Annotated in this window: 14 protein-coding genes; 12 read left to right on the top strand and 2 right to left on the bottom strand. The window is 62.3% G+C overall.

Features of this window, described 5'->3' with window-relative positions:
• Positions 1-39 precede the first annotated feature (39 nt).
• The 3 genes from ntrB (at position 40) to HCN50_RS02675 (ending at position 2,245) form a co-directional block, all read left to right on the top strand.
• Entirely contained in the window at positions 40-948 is a 909-nt protein-coding gene (gene ntrB / locus HCN50_RS02685) for a nitrate ABC transporter permease (protein WP_171708055.1), read from the top strand.
• Between the two features lie 11 nt (positions 949-959).
• Positions 960-1,754, top strand: a complete 795-nt coding sequence (locus HCN50_RS02680) for an ABC transporter ATP-binding protein (RefSeq protein WP_171708054.1) — start codon at positions 960-962, stop codon at positions 1,752-1,754.
• A gap of 74 nt (positions 1,755-1,828) precedes the next feature.
• Positions 1,829-2,245 (top strand): globin family protein, encoded by a 417-nt coding sequence (locus tag HCN50_RS02675; protein ID WP_171708053.1) that lies wholly within the window; start codon positions 1,829-1,831, stop codon positions 2,243-2,245.
• A gap of 157 nt (positions 2,246-2,402) precedes the next feature.
• Here HCN50_RS02675 and HCN50_RS02670 read toward each other — a convergent pair whose 3' ends face one another.
• Positions 2,403-3,329 carry a response regulator gene (locus tag HCN50_RS02670; protein WP_171708052.1) on the bottom strand — a complete coding sequence of 309 codons (927 nt, stop codon included), beginning with the start codon at positions 3,327-3,329 and terminating at the stop codon, positions 2,403-2,405.
• The gene (locus HCN50_RS02665) at positions 3,319-6,690 is read right to left on the bottom strand and encodes a hybrid sensor histidine kinase/response regulator (RefSeq protein WP_171708051.1); all 3,372 of its coding nucleotides are present in this window, start codon (positions 6,688-6,690) and stop codon (positions 3,319-3,321) included. Before HCN50_RS02665 ends, HCN50_RS02670 begins: the two co-directional genes overlap by 11 nt.
• Before the next feature lie 176 nt (positions 6,691-6,866).
• On the opposite strand from HCN50_RS02665, the gene urtA reads away from it, so the two are divergent.
• The 9 genes from urtA to HCN50_RS02620 all read left to right on the top strand — a co-directional run bounded on the left by urtA (position 6,867) and on the right by HCN50_RS02620 (position 15,735).
• Positions 6,867-8,126 (top strand): urea ABC transporter substrate-binding protein, encoded by a 1,260-nt coding sequence (gene urtA, locus HCN50_RS02660; RefSeq protein ID WP_171708050.1) that lies wholly within the window; start codon positions 6,867-6,869, stop codon positions 8,124-8,126.
• A 125-nt stretch (positions 8,127-8,251) separates the two neighbouring features.
• Positions 8,252-9,178 carry an urea ABC transporter permease subunit UrtB gene (gene urtB, locus HCN50_RS02655; protein ID WP_171708049.1) on the top strand — a complete coding sequence of 309 codons (927 nt, stop codon included), beginning with the start codon at positions 8,252-8,254 and terminating at the stop codon, positions 9,176-9,178.
• A gap of 18 nt (positions 9,179-9,196) precedes the next feature.
• Positions 9,197-10,345 carry an urea ABC transporter permease subunit UrtC gene (gene urtC / locus HCN50_RS02650; RefSeq protein ID WP_171708048.1) on the top strand — a complete coding sequence of 383 codons (1,149 nt, stop codon included), beginning with the start codon at positions 9,197-9,199 and terminating at the stop codon, positions 10,343-10,345.
• Between the two features lie 124 nt (positions 10,346-10,469).
• Positions 10,470-11,225 carry an urea ABC transporter ATP-binding protein UrtD gene (urtD, locus tag HCN50_RS02645; protein ID WP_171708047.1) on the top strand — a complete coding sequence of 252 codons (756 nt, stop codon included), beginning with the start codon at positions 10,470-10,472 and terminating at the stop codon, positions 11,223-11,225.
• A gap of 68 nt (positions 11,226-11,293) precedes the next feature.
• Positions 11,294-11,983: an urea ABC transporter ATP-binding subunit UrtE gene (gene urtE, locus HCN50_RS02640; protein ID WP_171708046.1), complete on the top strand. Its 690-nt coding sequence runs from the start codon at positions 11,294-11,296 to the stop codon at positions 11,981-11,983.
• A gap of 35 nt (positions 11,984-12,018) precedes the next feature.
• Positions 12,019-13,248: a formamidase gene (fmdA, locus tag HCN50_RS02635; protein ID WP_171708045.1), complete on the top strand. Its 1,230-nt coding sequence runs from the start codon at positions 12,019-12,021 to the stop codon at positions 13,246-13,248.
• A 94-nt stretch (positions 13,249-13,342) separates the two neighbouring features.
• Complete coding sequence (locus HCN50_RS02630) at positions 13,343-13,690, top strand: FmdB family zinc ribbon protein (protein ID WP_171708044.1); 348 nt, start codon at positions 13,343-13,345, stop codon at positions 13,688-13,690.
• A 37-nt stretch (positions 13,691-13,727) separates the two neighbouring features.
• A complete protein-coding gene (locus HCN50_RS02625) occupies positions 13,728-14,768 on the top strand; it encodes an aliphatic amidase (protein WP_171708043.1) in 1,041 nt (346 codons plus the stop codon).
• Between the two features lie 124 nt (positions 14,769-14,892).
• Positions 14,893-15,735 carry an aldo/keto reductase gene (locus HCN50_RS02620; RefSeq protein WP_171708042.1) on the top strand — a complete coding sequence of 281 codons (843 nt, stop codon included), beginning with the start codon at positions 14,893-14,895 and terminating at the stop codon, positions 15,733-15,735.
• Positions 15,736-15,860 lie beyond the last annotated feature (125 nt).

The following is a 15,860-nucleotide window of genomic DNA, read 5'->3' as shown; positions in this document are numbered from 1 at the left end:
GCGGGTGGCCCGCCTTTTGAACACGGAGATAGAATTTCGATGTCGATGCCTGCGATCAAAGCTGAAGCCACCGCCGTTGCCATTCCGACCGCTTCGCCGACCGCTGCGGCGCCGGTGGTGACGATGACGCCCAAGCCGGCGCCGCGCGCCGAGAAATACGTCAAGATGACAAAGGAGATCGCGGCGCGCGTCGTGCCGCCGCTGATCGTTCTCGCGCTCTTGATGCTGTTCTGGGAGTTGGTCTGCCGCCGCACCGGCTCGACCCTGCCGCCGCCGTCGCGCGTCTTCAAGGACACCAAGGAGCTGATCTTCGATCCGTTCTTCGACAATGGCGGTATCGACAAGGGCCTGTTCTGGCATTTGTCCGCCTCGCTGCAGCGTGTCGCATATGGCTATTCGATCGCCGCCGTCGTCGGCGTCGCGCTCGGCACACTGGTTGGGCAGTCGGTATGGGCGATGCGCGGGCTCGATCCGTTGTTCCAGGTGCTGCGCACCATTCCGCCGCTGGCCTGGCTGCCGCTGTCGCTCGCCGCGTTCCGTGACGGCCAGCCGTCGGCGATCTTCGTCATCTTCATCACCTCGGTATGGCCGATCATCATCAACACCGCAGTCGGTATCCGCAACATCCCGCAGGATTATCGCAATGTCGCGGCCGTCGTGCAGCTCAATCCGGTGGAGTTCTTCTCCAAGATCATGATCCCCGCGGCGGCGCCCTACATTTTCACCGGCCTTCGCATCGGCATCGGCCTGTCGTGGCTGGCGATCGTCGCCGCCGAAATGCTGATTGGCGGCGTCGGCATCGGCTTCTTCATCTGGGACGCCTGGAACTCCTCGCACATCAGCGAAATCATCCTGGCGCTGTTCTATGTCGGCATCATCGGCTTCGTGCTCGACCGCTTGATCGCGGGCTTGGCCAAGATCGTGACCCGCGGCACCGCGCTGAACTGAAGGAGCATGTCATGCAGGCCTATTTGAAGCTCGATCACATCGACAAGACCTTCACCCGCGGCAACGCCACGACCGACGTGCTGAAGGACATCAGCCTGACGATCGGGAAGGGCGAGTACGTCTCGATCATCGGCCATTCCGGCTGCGGCAAGTCCACGCTGCTCAACATCGTGGCCGGTCTCACCGGCGCCACCAATGGCGGCGTGCTGTTGGAAAACCGCGAGGTCAATTCGCCGGGACCGGATCGCGCAGTGGTGTTCCAGAACCACAGCCTGCTGCCCTGGCTGACGGTCTATGAAAACGTCAAGCTCGGCGTCGACAAGGTGTTCGCCTCGACCAAGACACGGGCCGAGCGCGCCGCCTGGGTGATGCACAACCTCAACCTCGTGCAGATGGCGCATGCCAAGGACAAGCGTCCGAGCGAAATTTCCGGCGGCATGAAGCAGCGTGTCGGCATTGCTCGCGCGCTCGCCATGGAGCCGAAGGTGCTGTTGCTCGACGAGCCGTTCGGCGCGCTCGATGCGCTGACGCGGGCGCATCTGCAGGATTCGGTGATGGCACTGCATCAGAAGCTCGGCAACACCATCCTGATGATCACCCATGACGTCGACGAGGCCGTGCTGCTGTCGGACCGCATCGTGATGATGACCAACGGCCCAAGCGCGCGGATCGGCGAGGTGCTGGAAGTGCCGCTGGCGCGGCCGCGGAAGCGGCTCGAGCTCGCGACCAGCCCTGGCTATCTCAAGTGCCGGCAGCGGGTGCTCGAATTCCTCTACGAGCGGCATCGCTTCGTCGAGGCGGCTTAGGGCTTTCTGCTCTCGGCCAATCTTCATCTCGCCGCAACGGCGCGGCGAGGGAGGCAACGTGCAAGGAGGCACGGATGACACCCGAACAAGTCAAGCTCATCCAGGACAGTTTTTCCAAGGTTGCTTCGATTTCGGAACAGGCCGCGGTGATCTTCTATGATCGCCTGTTCGAGATAGCGCCATCAGTCAAGGCGATGTTTCCTTCTGACATGACCGAGCAGCGCAAGAAGTTGATGGCCACGCTGGCCGTGGTCGTTAACGGTCTCTCCAACCTTCAATCCATTCTGCCGGCGGCAAGCGCGCTCGCCACGCGTCATGTCAGCTACGGTGCCAAGCCGGAACATTATCCAGTGGCGCTGTTGTGGACGCTGGAGAAAGGTCTGGGCGATGCCTGGACGCCGGAGGTCGCCGCCGCCTGGACCGCGGCCTACGGCACGTTGTCCGGCCACATGATCTCCGAGGCCTACGGCAAGCCGCAAGCCGCGGAGTGAGGACGGCTCCTCTCCCTCTCCTGCGCTTGCGGGGAGAGGGTCGGGGCGAGGGGCTCTCTCCACGAGAAGGTCTTCCGGTTTGTTCGCGGAGGCAGCCCCTCACCCCAACCCTCTCCCCGCAAGCGCGGGGAGAGGGAGAGGCAGCGGCGCTAGTCTCTCACCCCTTCCTGTTCCTCGCATTCACCGCGATCGCGGCGGCCGCGGTGCGGTTCTCGACGCCGAGTTTGGCGTAGATCTGCTCCAGGTGCTTGTCGACGGTGCGCGGCGAGAGGCCCAGGATCTGCGCGATGTCGCGGTTGGTCTTGCCCTTGGACAGCCATGACAGCACCTCGCCCTCGCGCGTGGTCAGCCCCAGCTCGCTGGAGAATTCCGCCGGCGCTTCGGCGCCGGAATCTTTCGCCAGCCGCAGCAGGAATTCGTTCGCGCCGAGCTGCCCCATATATTGCAGCCGGAGCTGCTCGTTGCCGGGAAGTGGCGCGATCGCGGTGGCCTTCGATGCCGCCTTGCCCTTGCGCGCCTGTTCCAGCCATTGCGGGATCGGATCCGGCAGCACCACATCGTTGCCTTCACCGGCCAGCGCATCCGACAAGAGCTTCTGCGCCTGCGGCGTCGCCCACATGATCTTGCCCGCATTGTTGACGGCAAGCAGATAGCGGCCGGAAACATCGAGCGCGGCGCGTGCGCTCTGGGTCAGGCGGGCATTGGCGAGGTGAACGCGGATCCGCGCCAGCATCTCCTCGACCGCAATGGGCTTTGTCACATAGTCGACGCCGCCGGCCTCCAGCCCGCGCACGATGTGCTCGGTTTCGGCCAGCCCCGTCATGAAGATGATCGGCACATGATCGAGGCCGGCGTCGCGCTTCAGCCGTCGGCAGGTCTCGAACCCGTCCATGCCCGGCATGACCGCGTCGAGCAGCACGATGTCGGGCGTGATCTGGTCGACGATCCGCATCGCGGAGGCGCCGTCGAGCGCGACCATCACGGTCATGCCCGCGCCGTCAAGTGCATCGGTCAATAGCCGCAGCGTCTCCGGCGAATCGTCGACGACGAGGGCAACGTCGCGCTTTCTCGATTCAATGATCATGGCTGTGCAGGGCTTTCAGGGTCGCCATGTACTCGTCGAGATCGAAGCGGTCGATCAAACCACGCATTTGTGCCACGAAGTCGGCGTGCTCGGGGTACTCGTTCCCGATCTCGTCGAGCTTGACCTGGATGGCTCTGACATAGCCGAGCCGTCCCAGACTGATCAGCTCCTCGACATGCTTCACCGGCGGCCGCGAGCCGGTATCCGGTTTCCAGCGCGGCAGGGCGGGCTGCTCGGCCTCGTACTGCCAGTCGATCTTGAGCAATTGCCTGATTGTCGCGAGCAATCGCGGAATATCGATCGGCTTCATCAGGTAACCGTCGTGGAACGGCTGCGCCAGCGGCGCACCATGCGCTTCCAGTGCGCTTGCCGACACCATCAGGATACGGGCCTGGTGATGGCCGCTGGCGCGCAGCGTCTCCGCCACGGTCCACCCGTCCATGCCAGCCATCGAGATATCCAATAGAAACAGATCGGGCCGGCAGTGCTGCGCCAGCGCCAGACAACCGGGGCCATCAGGCGCGCTGAGCAGGATGAAGCCGAGCGGCGCCAGCACCTCGCGCAGCAGGTCGCGGTGGGTCGGATCGTCGTCGGTGATCAAGATCGTCTTGCGCGGGCCGTGATAGCCGAAGATCGGCGCCTCCACCGGCACGATCCGCGTCGGATTGGTCACCTCCGACAGCAGGAGTTTCACACGAAAGGTACTGCCGGCGCCGACTTCGCTGGTCACCTTGATGTCGCCGCCCATCACGCCGGCGAGCAGGCGACTGATGGTCAGCCCGAGCCCGGTGCCGGTCTGCGGCTGCGACACGCCAAGCGCGCCGCGCTCGAAGGGGGCAAAGATGCGCTCGAGATCGTCAGCCTGGATGCCGGGCCCGGTATCGATGATCTCGAACTCGGCGACGGGGCTGCGGTAGTGCACGACGAACTGCACGCTGCCTGTGTGCGTGAACTTCAGCGCATTCGACAACAGGTTGATCAGAACCTGCCGCAGCCGCTTCTCGTCGGCATAGACCACGGCGGGCAGAACCGATGGCCGCTTGAACACAAAATCGATGCCCTTGGCGGCGGCCTGAACGCGAAACATGCCGACGAGCTGGTCGAGAAACTCGCTGAGAGGCACCTCGTCGCGCGACAAATAGAGCCGGCCGGCCTCGATCTTTGAAATATCGAGAATGCCGTCGATCAGCCCGGAGAGGTGATCGGCGCTGCGGCGAACTACGCGCACCTGGTCGCGCGGCTTGGTGGCGAGGCTTAAGTCCTGTTCCAGCAACTGCGCATAGCCGCTAATGGCATTGAGCGGCGAGCGCAGTTCGTGGCTCAGGCCGACGACATAGCGGCTCTTGGCGAGGTTGGCGGACTCCGCCACTTCCTTGGCGCGCTGCAACTCGGCATCGGTGCGCTTGTGCGCGTCGATTTCCTGGATCAGGAGCGCGGTCTGCCGCCGCGTCTCCGCTTCCGCCGCGCGACGGCTTTGCTGCGCCAGCACGAACAGCCACGCCACCACGCCGATGATGATGGTGAGCGCGAAGAACACTTTCCACAGCACATCGGATAGCTGGACATTGTCGACAGGCAGCGTTGCCGAACTCTGCAAATAGATCAGCCCCAGCGTCAGCCCGACGAGACCGGCGGACACCGCGAACACGCCGAGATAATGCCCTACCTGCGAGTTGATCCGCGTGTAGATCGCCTCTGGCAACAGTTTTCCGAGCAGGTCCGAGACCTGCGCGCCGGCGCGTGCATGTGGCTTGCAGAGATCATGGCAGCGCGCGTCGAGCGAGCAGCACAGTGAACAGATCGGCCCGGCATAGGCCGGGCACGAGGCCATATCCTCCGGCTCGAACGAATGCTCGCAGATGCAGCACTGGATCTGCTCGATGTTCTGCCAGCTCCGTTTCGGCTTGCGCGCGATGTAGTATTTGCCGTCAGTCGCCCATGCGATCAGCGGTGCGGCGACAAAGGCGGCCGCGAGCGCCACGAAAGCGGAGAGCGCCTTCGCCGTCGGCCCGAACAGGCCGTAGAACGCCGAGATCGAGACGATGGTCGCAATCGTCATGGCGCCGACGCCGACCGGATTGATGTCGCAGAGATGCGCGCGCTTGAACTCGATATGCTGTGGCCGCAGGCCCAGCGGCTTGTTGATGACGAGATCGGCAACCAGCGCGCCGACCCAGGCAATCGCCACGTTGGAATAAAGCGCGAGCGTCTGCTCTAGCGCCTTGTAGACGCCGATTTCCATCAACAGCAGCGCGACAAGCACGTTGAAGACCAGCCATACCACGCGGCCGGGATGGCTGTGGGTCAGCCGCGAGAAGAAGTTCGACCAGGCGATCGAGCCGGCATAGGCGTTGGTGACGTTGATCTTGATCTGCGAGAGAATGACGAAGCTGCCGGTCAGCGCCAGCGCCATGTCCGGCTGCGACAGCACGTAGCGGAACGCCTCAAGATACATCTGTGCGGGCTCGGCTGCCTGCTCATTGGAGAGCCCGTGGCTCAACGCGAAGAAGGCGAGAAACGAACCCAACAGCAGCTTGAGCGCGCCGAAGATGATCCAGCCGGGCCCCGCGATCAGCAGCGAAATCCACCACGATGTCCGCGAGGTACGGCGGTCGCGCGGCAGAAACCGCAGGAAGTCGACCTGTTCGCCGATCTGCGCCACCAGCGAGAACACCACCGAGGCGGCGGTGCCGAACAGCAGGAGATCGAGGTGACCGCTAGCATCGCCATGCTCGCCGGCAAATTTGCGCCACTCCGTAAACGAATGCGGATTGGCGTAGGCGATCGCGACGAAGGGGAGGATGTGCAGGATGATCCAGATCGGCTGCGTCCACAGTTGGAAGCGGCTGATCAGCGTGATGCCGTAGGTCACCAGCGGAATGATGACGACGGCGCTGATGAGATAGCCGACCGGCCGCGGGATGCCGAAGCACATCTCCAGCGCGGATGCGAGGATGACCGCCTCGATGGCAAAGAAGATAAAGGTGAAGGAGGCGTAGATCAGCGAGGTGATGGTCGAGCCGATATAGCCGAAGCCGGCGCCGCGGGTCAGCAGATCGATATCGATGCCGCATTTGGCGGCATGATAGGCAATCGGCAGGCCGCAGAAGAAGATGATGACGCTGACCACCAGAATGGCAATGGTGGCGTTGGTGGCGCCGTAATTCAGCGTAATCGTGCCGCCGATCGCTTCCAGCGCCAGAAAGGAGATCGCGCCGAGCGCGGTGTTGGCGACGCGGGCGGCGGACCAGCGCCTCGCGCTCTTGGCGGTGAAGCGCAGCGCGTAGTCTTCCAGCGTCTGGTTGGCGACCCATTGGTTATATTGGCGCCTGACGCGGTCTATCCGCTGCCGCCCTGCCACTTTTGCTGCTCCTGCCCAGTTCAGCGACCCCGCCTGGCCCAGCAAAGTCCGTACCAAAACCTACGTCGTAATTTTGCGGTGCAATATACGCAATCCCACGTATCTGTGCAGTGCACAATTCTGGGCATCCTCGCCTCACCAATAGGCGCGTTCTCGAACAAAAAAATGGGGTGCTCATGTCAGACGAACCAAACAAGGGCTTGCAGTCGCCGCTTCGCCGCAAACTGCTGATGGGCGCGGCGGCGCTCCCGCTCGCTTCGATGCTTCCGCGGCCTTCATTCGGGGCAGGTCCGGCAACCGCCATGGTCAACACCACCGGGCTCGCGGTCACGGACACCGAGGTCACCGTCGGCATTCTGCACTCCGCCACCGGCACGATGGCGATCTCGGAGACCGGCTCGATCCAGGCTGAGAAGCTCGCGATCGAACAGATCAACGCCGCGGGCGGCGTGCTCGGGCGCAAGATCAAATTCATCCAGGAAGACGGCGCCAGCGACTGGCCGACATTTGCGGAAAAGGCCAAGAAGCTGCTTGTCAACGACAAGGTCGCGGCGATCATGGGCTGCTGGACCTCGGCCTCGCGCAAGGCGGTGCTGCCGGTGGTCGAGCAGTACAACGGCATGCTCTATTACCCGACCTTCTATGAAGGCCTCGAGCAGTCCAAGAACGTCATCTACACGGGCCAGGAAGCCACCCAGCAGATTCTCGCCGGGTTGAACTGGATCGCCAAGGAGAAGGGCGCCAAATCGTTCTTCTTCATCGGTTCGGACTACATCTGGCCGCGCACCTCGAACAAGATCGCGCGCAAGCACGTCGAGAACGTGCTGAAGGGCAAGGTCGTCGGCGAGGAATATTACGCGCTCGGCAGTACCCAGTTCAATTCGGTGATCAACAAGATCAAGCTGACCAAGCCCGACGTGATCTTCACCGACGTGGTCGGCGGTTCGAATGTCGCCTTCTACAAGCAGCTCAAGGCGGCCGGCGTCGATCTGTCGAAGCAGGCGCTGCTGACGATCTCGGTGACGGAAGATGAAATCGACGGCATCGGCGGCGAAAACATCGCGGGCGCCTATGCCTGCATGAAGTACTTCCAGTCGCTCGACAATGCCAACAACAAGGCATTCGTCCCGGCCTTCAAGAAGATGTGGGGCGAGAAGACCGTGATCGGCGACGTGACGCAGGCCGGCTATCTCGGCCCGTGGCTGTGGAAACTGACCTGCGAGAAGGCCGGCAGCTTCGATGTCGACAAGATCGCCGCTGCGTCGCCGGGCGTGGAATTCAAGGAGGCGCCCGAAGGCTACGTGCGCATCCACGAAAACCATCACCTGTGGTCCAAGACCCGCGTCGGCCGCGCCAAGCTCGATGGCCAGTTCGAGCTGATCTTCGAGACAGCAGATCTGGTCGAGCCCGATCCGTTCCCGAAGGGCTACCAATAAAAGCGCGGACTTTCGCAACTTTCCCAAGCAAGAGCTCCCTGGCGCGGACCGTCAATCCGCCCTTGACGACCCCGCGTCGCGACTTTGCTCGCGGCGCGGGACCCCATCCTCCTGGGAGAAGTCAGATGTTCGGCGACTATTCGATTGGCGATCTCGGCTCGATTTTCGTCATGCAGGGATTTGCAGGCCTGATCCTGTTCTCCGTCTACGTGCTGATGGCGCTGGGCCTTGCGATCATCTTCGGCCAGATGGGCGTCATCAACATGGCGCATGGTGAGTTCATGATCCTGGGGGCCTACGTCACCTGGATGACGTCGAACTTCTTCCAGGCCTTCCTGCCGAGCCTGTTCAGCGGCTACTTCTTTCTCGCGATGATGCTGGCGTTCTTCGTCTCCGGCGCGTTGGGGATGCTGGTGGAATGGGTGCTGATCCGTCACCTCTACAAGCGGCCGCTCGACACGCTGCTCGCGACCTGGGGCCTCAGCCTGATGCTGCAGCAGGCCTACCGTTCAATCTTCGGCGCGCGCGAGGTCGGCGTCGAGCTGCCGCAATGGATGCTGGGCTCGCTCAAGGTAACCGACAGCATCGAGGTGCCGATCAATGGCGTCTTCGTGATGGGGTTGACGGTTCTGATCACCTGCGCCGTCGCCTACGTCATGTTCAAGTCGCGCTGGGGCCGGCAGGTCCGCGCGGTCGTGCAGAACCGCATCATGGCCGGGGCTGTCGGTATCAATACCGAAAAGGTGGATCGCTACACCTACGCGCTCGGTTGCGGCATCGCCGGGGTCGCGGGCAGCGCCTTCACCATGATCGGCTCGACCGGTCCGACGTCGGGCCAGCTTTACATCGTCGATACCTTCTTGGTCGTCGTATTCGGCGGCGCCGCGAGCCTGCTCGGCACCATCGCGTCGGCCTTCTCGATCTCGCAGACGCAATCGACCCTGGAATTCTTCATGTCGGGCTCGATGGCCAAGGTTCTCACGCTGCTCGCCGTCGTCGGAATCCTGATGTTGCGACCGCAGGGTCTCTTCACGCTCAAGGTTCGCAAGTAAGAAAAAGAAAGCACGGTCATGATCATCAACTCGCGCTTCTTCAATCGCTCCGAGCTCATCGGCTTCATTGCGCTGGCCGCCGTCTTGTTCGTGATCCTGCCGCTGTCGCTGGATGTGTTCCGCCTCAACCTGGTTGCGAAATACCTGACCTATGCTTTTGTCGCCATCGGGCTTGTGCTGTGCTGGGGCTATGGCGGCATTTTGAGCCTCGGGCAGGGGGTGTTCTTCGGCCTCGGCGGCTACTGCATGGCGATGTTCCTCAAGCTGGAAGCTTCCAGCGTCGAGAACACCAAGATCCAGTCGACACCCGGCATTCCGGATTTCATGGATTGGAATCAGGTCACCTCGCTGCCTCTGTTTTGGCAGCCCTTCCACAGTCTCACCTTTACCATCGCTGCAATCATCCTGGTGCCCTGCCTGTTCGCTCTGATCATCGGCACGGCGATGTTCAAGCGCCGCGTCGGCGGCACCTATTTCGCCATCATCACCCAGGCCGTCGCCGCGATCCTGACCATCCTGATTGTTGGACAGCAGGGCTATACCGGCGGGATCAACGGCATGACTGACCTGCGCACCCTCAAGGGTTGGGACATCCGGCCCGACCATGCCAAGATCATCCTGTACTTCGTCGAGGTGGTGCTGCTGTTTGCCTGCATCGGCATCGCGCAGTTCATCCGCCTGACCAAGCTCGGCCGCATCCTGGTGGCGATGCGCGAACAGGAAGACCGCGTCCGCTTCTCCGGTTACAGCGTCGCCAACTTCAAAATCTTCGCCTTCTGCGTGGCTGCAATCTTCGCCGCCATCGGCGGCGCCATGTTCGCGCTCAATGTCGGCTTCATGTCGCCGTCCTTTGTCGGCATCGTGCCATCGATCGAGATGGTGATCTACACGGCAGTCGGCGGTCGGATGTCGATCTTCGGCGCCGTGTGGGGTTCGATATTGGTGAACTTCGCCAAGACCAGCCTTTCGGAATCCTTCCCGCAGCTCTGGCTGTTCGGCCTTGGCGCGCTGTTCATCGCGGTCGTGCTGGCCTTCCCGAACGGTTTGTCCGGCATCTGGGCGGATCATGTCCAGCCCCGTGTCGATCGCCTGATCGCTTCGATCAGGGCGAAGAAGTCGGGCGGCTGGAGCGGCAATTCCGTCGCCGACGGCGCACCGGCAGAGTGAGGAGGCAAGCATGCTCATCGGTCATCCCGGTGCCGATGCCACACTGGCGGAAATGAGGAGATAGATCATGCTCATCGGTCACCCCGGTGCCGATGCCACACTGGCGGAAATGAGGAGATAGATCATGCTCATCGGTCACCAGCCCAAACCCTTCCTGCTCGCGGTCGAGGCGCTCACGGTGTCGTTCGATGGCTTCAAGGCCGTGAACAATCTCTCCTTCTATGTCGAGGAGAACGAGATCCGCGTCATCATCGGCCCCAACGGCGCCGGCAAGACCACGGTGCTGGATCTGATCTGCGGAAAGACCAAGGCGACCTCCGGCTCGATCCAGTTTCGCGGCAAGGAGCTGACGAAACTGAAGGAGAACCAGATCGTGCAGACCGGCGTCGGGCGCAAGTTCCAGACCCCGTCGGTGTTCGAGGACCTCACGGTGTTCGAGAACCTGGAGATTTCTTTTCCCAAGGGCCGCACCGTGTTCGGCTCGCTCGCCTTCCAGCGGGATGATGCCGTGAAGCAGCGCGTCGAGGAGGTCGCCGAGATGATCTTCCTGAAGGATCGCCTCGACACCTATGCCGACCAGCTCAGCCACGGCCAGAAGCAATGGCTCGAGATCGGCATGCTGCTGATCCAGGACCCCGAGCTCTTGATGCTCGACGAGCCGGTCGCCGGCATGAGCGTCAGCGAGCGCGCCAAGACCGCCGAGCTCTTGAACCGCATCATCAAGGACCGCTCGGTGCTGGTGATCGAGCACGACATGAAGTTCGTCGAGGACATCGCCCACAAGGTCACCGTGCTGCACCAGGGCCAGATTCTCTCGGAGGGTACGATGGAGAAGGTCAAGAACGATCCGAAGGTCATCGAAGTCTATTTGGGGCACTAGCGCATGATCCCGGAAAGTGGCGTCCGGTTTCCGGACAAGATCATGCGCAAGAAATAAGGAGCAGGGGCATGCTGGCTATTTCGGATCTTCATGTCGCCTACGGCCAAAGCGAGGTGCTGCACGGCCTCAACGTCTCGGTCGCGCCCAACGAGATCGTCGCGATCATGGGCCGCAACGGCATGGGCAAGACCACGCTGATGAAGTCGCTGATGGGCATCCTGCCCACCAAGAGCGGCTCGGTGAAAATGGACGGCGCCGAGCTCAACGCGCTTCCGAGCTATGCGCGCGTTGCCAAGGGCCTCGCCTACGTGCCGCAGGGCCGCATGATCTTCTCGACGATGACGGTGAAGGAGAACATCGAGACCGGCCTCGTGGTATCGGGCGGCTCCGAGGTGCCTGATGACATCTACGAACTGTTTCCGGTGCTGCTGGAAATGAAGGGCCGGCGCGGCGGCAATCTCTCCGGTGGGCAGCAGCAGCAATTGGCGATCGCCCGTGCGCTCGCCACCAAGCCGAAGGTGCTGCTGCTGGACGAGCCGACCGAAGGCATCCAGCCGTCGATCATCAAGGACATGGCGCGCACCCTCAAGCGGATCCGCGACGAGCGCGGCCTGTCGATCGTCGTCTCCGAGCAGGTCCTGAGCTTTGCGCTCGATATCGCCGACCGCGTGCTGGTGATCGAGAACGGCGAAATCGTCCGCGACGACCCGCGCGAGCTCGTCGATGCCGCGCAAGTTTCAAAATTTCTGTCGGTCTGAACCGTAACTGTGTTGCCAAGAAAGGGGAGCTATCGATGCCAGAGACACTGATCAAGGTCGATCTTTCGAAGTCGGCCTACGACAACGACATGATCCACAACCGCTGGCATCCCGATATTCCGATCGTGGCATGGGTCAATCCGGGCGACGATTTCATCATCGAGACCTATGACTGGACCGGCGGTTTCATCAAGAACAACGATTCCGCCGACGATGTGCGCGACATCGATCTGTCGATCGTGCACTTCCTGTCCGGCCCGATCGGTGTCAAGGGCGCCGAACCCGGCGATCTGCTCGTGGTCGATCTGCTCGATGTCGGCCCGCTGAAGGAAAGCCTCTGGGGCTTTAACGGCTTCTTCTCCAAGCAGAACGGCGGCGGCTTCCTGACCGATCATTTCCCGCTGGCGCAGAAGTCGATCTGGGACATCAAGGGTCTCTACACCTCGTCGCGCCACGTGCCCGGCGTTTCCTTTGCCGGCCTGATCCATCCCGGCCTGATCGGCTGTCTGCCTGATCCAAAAATGCTGGCGACATGGAACGCGCGGGAGGCCGAGTTGATCTCGACCAATCCGACCCGCATTCCCGGTCTGGCCAATCCGCCGTTCGCGCCTACCGCGCACGCCGGCCGCGCCAAGGGCGACGCGAAGGCCAAGGTCGGCGCGGAGGGCGCGCGCACCGTGCCGCCGCGCGAGCACGGCGGCAATTGCGACATCAAGGATCTTTCCCGCGGCTCAAAAATCTACTTCCCGGTCTATGTGCCGGGCGGCGGTCTTTCGATGGGCGATCTGCATTTCAGCCAGGGCGACGGCGAGATCACCTTCTGCGGCGCAATCGAAATGGCGGGCTGGCTGCATCTGAAGGTGGACGTCATCAAGGATGGCGTCGCCAAATACGGCATCAAGAATCCGGTGTTCAAGCCGTCACCGATCACCCCGAACTACAAGGATTACCTGATCTTCGAGGGCATCTCGGTCGACGAGGCGGGCAAGCAGCACTACCTCGACGTCCACATCGCCTATCGCCAGGCCTGTTTGAATGCGATCGAGTACTTAAAGAAGTTCGGCTATTCCGGCGCGCAGGCCTATTCGATCCTCGGCACCGCGCCGTGTCAAGGCCACATCTCCGGCGTGGTCGACGTGCCCAACGCCTGCGCCACGCTGTGGCTGCCGACGGAGATCTTTGACTTCGACATCATGCCGTCCTCGGCGGGTCCGATCAAACACATCACGGGCGACATCCAGATGCCGATCTCGCCGGACAAGTGATCCAGCGCGCGAAGGATGCGGGACGGCTGGCGTGTCGGCCGCCCGCATCCGCGGAGAATGCAATCAGTTCGCTATTCGCCTTCGAGGACCTCTGATGCCCGTCTACGAATATCTCTGCAACGATTGCGGCCCGTTCACGGACATGCGGCCGATGGCCGAATGCGACGATCCGCAGGACTGCCCGCGATGCGAGACGGCATCGCCGCGCGTGATCCTGACCGCGCCGGCGTTCTTCTGCATGCCCTCGGACAAGCGGAAAGCGATCGCCACCAACGAACGCAGCGCGCATGCGCCGAAAACGCTGGCCGAATATAAGGCCGCGCACGGTCCCGGCTGCGGCTGCTGCTCAACCGGAAAGAAAAAGCCGGCGCGGCTGATGACCAAGACCAAGAGCGGCGCCAAGGGCTTTCCGACCGCGCGCCCATGGATGATCAGCCACTAGCGATCTGTCAAAACCCAAGAGAACAAGAGGCGATCCCATGCTCCACGGTGACATTTCCTCAAGCAACGACACGGTCGGCGTCGCCGTCGTCAATTACAAGATGCCGCGCCTGCACACCAAGGCCGAGGTGATCGAGAACGCCCGCAAGATCGCCGACATGATCGTCGGCATGAAGCGCGGCCTGCCGGGCATGGACCTTGTGATCTTCCCGGAATATTCCACCCACGGCATCATGTACGACTCCAAGGAGATGTACGAAACCGCTTCGCAGGTCCCGGGCGCGGAGACCGATATCTTCGCGGAAGCCTGCCGCAAGGCCAAGGTGTGGGGTGTGTTCTCGCTCACCGGCGAGCGTCACGAGGAGCATCCGCACAAGGCGCCGTACAACACCCTGATCCTGATGGACGACGAGGGCGTGATCGTCCAGAAGTACCGCAAGATCATGCCATGGGTGCCGATCGAAGGCTGGTATCCCGGCAAGTGCACCTACGTCTCCGATGGCCCGAAGGGCCTCAAGATCAGCCTGATCATCTGCGACGACGGCAACTATCCGGAGATCTGGCGCGACTGCGCGATGAAGGGCGCGGAGCTGATCGTGCGCTGCCAGGGCTACATGTATCCCGCCAAAGAACAGCAGGTCATGATTTCCAAGGCGATGGCCTGGGCCAACAACGTCTATGTCGCGGTCGCCAATGCCGCCGGTTTCGACGGCGTCTATTCCTATTTCGGCCACTCCGCGATCATCGGCTTCGACGGCCGCACGCTCGGCGAGACCGGCGAGGAGGAATACGGCATCCAATATGCAGCATTATCGAAGAACCTGATCCGCGATGCGCGCCGCAACAACCAGTCGCAGAACCATCTCTTCAAGCTCTTGCACCGCGGCTACACCGGCATGATCAATTCCGGCGAAGGCGCGCGCGGCGTCGCCGCCTGTCCGTACGATTTCTATGCCAAGTGGATCGCCGATCCCGAAGGCACCCGCGACATGGTCGAGGCGCTGACGCGCCCGACCGTCGGCACCGACGAATGCCCGATCGAAGGGATTCCGAACGAGGCACCCGCGAACAATTATTGAGCCACTAAGCGTGCCACACCCACAACCGTCGTCCCGGGTCAAGCCCGGGACGACGATGTTGTGAGAGGACATCGCCATTCGTTTCATCTAATGTCCCTCGCGAGAGAGATGGACGAGGCGACCCTTGCAACCAAGAAAATTCGGCAAAAACGGCCCCGACGTATCCGTAATCGGGCAGGGCACCTGGTATCTCGACAGCGGCGACCGCAAGGCCGCCGTTGCGGCGCTCCGCCGCGGCATCGAAACGGGCATGACCCACATCGACACCGCCGAGATGTATGGCGATGCCGAACCCGTGATTGCCGATGCGATCGCGGGGCTCTCGCGCGAAAAACTTTTCCTCGTCTCGAAGGTGCTGCCGAGCAACGCCTCGCGGCGCGGCACCATCACCGCCTGCGAGCGTTCGCTGAAGCGGCTGCAGACGGACTATCTCGATTGCTATCTGTTGCACTGGCGCGGTTCCTACCCATTCGAAGAGACAGTCGCGGCGTTCGAGGACCTCGTGGCAGCCGGAAAAATCCGCTCCTGGGGCGTCAGCAATTTCGATTCTGACGATCTCGACGAACTGCTCGATGTTGCAGGCGAGGGCAGGATCGCCTGCAACCAGGTGCTCTATCATCTGCAGGAGCGTGCGATCGAGCATGCCGTGATCCCGTGGTGCGAAAAGCATGGCGTTGCCGTCGTCGCCTATTCGCCGTTCGGCCACAATGATTTTCCTTCCGCGCGCAGCAAGGGCGGCGAGGTGCTGCAGGGAATCGCGGACGCGCACAGGGCGACCGTGCGCCAGGTCGCACTGGCGTTTCTCACGCGCGCACCATCGGTGCTTGCGATTCCAAAAGCCTCAAGCACGGAACATGCGGCAGAGAACGCCGCTGCCGGCGATCTGAAACTGAGCGCCACCGACATCGCCGCGCTCGATAAGGCCTTCCCCCGAGGGCCGAAGCCGCGCGGCCTGCCGATGCTGTAGGGCTTGTATCCGGTCATCACCGGGAACACGATCCTTAACAAAGTGTTGCAATCGCGCCCTCTGCGCATATCCGCATCCTGTTTTCGGACCTAGTCGCCTCGCGCGATCTGGTGTTTTTTACAACC

This window comes from Bradyrhizobium archetypum, assembly GCF_013114835.1.
In the GTDB taxonomy this organism is placed as follows: domain Bacteria; phylum Pseudomonadota; class Alphaproteobacteria; order Rhizobiales; family Xanthobacteraceae; genus Bradyrhizobium; species Bradyrhizobium archetypum.
Note: the sequence above shows the minus strand (reverse complement) of the source record. Positions and strands in the feature narration are given on the sequence as shown.

What these genes read in the sequence shown, in the direction of transcription:
- ntrB (WP_171708055.1), top strand. Translation starts at nt 40, where the DNA reads ATGTCGATGCCTGCGATCAAAGCTGAAGCCACCGCCGTTGCCATTCCG.
- HCN50_RS02680 (WP_171708054.1), top strand. Translation starts at nt 960, where the DNA reads ATGCAGGCCTATTTGAAGCTCGATCACATCGACAAGACCTTCACCCGC.
- HCN50_RS02675 (WP_171708053.1), top strand. Translation starts at nt 1,829, where the DNA reads ATGACACCCGAACAAGTCAAGCTCATCCAGGACAGTTTTTCCAAGGTT.
- HCN50_RS02670 (WP_171708052.1), bottom strand. Translation starts at nt 3,329, where the DNA reads ATGATCATTGAATCGAGAAAGCGCGACGTTGCCCTCGTCGTCGACGAT.
- urtA (WP_171708050.1), top strand. Translation starts at nt 6,867, where the DNA reads ATGTCAGACGAACCAAACAAGGGCTTGCAGTCGCCGCTTCGCCGCAAA.
- urtB (WP_171708049.1), top strand. Translation starts at nt 8,252, where the DNA reads ATGTTCGGCGACTATTCGATTGGCGATCTCGGCTCGATTTTCGTCATG.
- urtC (WP_171708048.1), top strand. Translation starts at nt 9,197, where the DNA reads ATGATCATCAACTCGCGCTTCTTCAATCGCTCCGAGCTCATCGGCTTC.
- urtD (WP_171708047.1), top strand. Translation starts at nt 10,470, where the DNA reads ATGCTCATCGGTCACCAGCCCAAACCCTTCCTGCTCGCGGTCGAGGCG.
- urtE (WP_171708046.1), top strand. Translation starts at nt 11,294, where the DNA reads ATGCTGGCTATTTCGGATCTTCATGTCGCCTACGGCCAAAGCGAGGTG.
- fmdA (WP_171708045.1), top strand. Translation starts at nt 12,019, where the DNA reads ATGCCAGAGACACTGATCAAGGTCGATCTTTCGAAGTCGGCCTACGAC.
- HCN50_RS02630 (WP_171708044.1), top strand. Translation starts at nt 13,343, where the DNA reads ATGCCCGTCTACGAATATCTCTGCAACGATTGCGGCCCGTTCACGGAC.
- HCN50_RS02625 (WP_171708043.1), top strand. Translation starts at nt 13,728, where the DNA reads ATGCTCCACGGTGACATTTCCTCAAGCAACGACACGGTCGGCGTCGCC.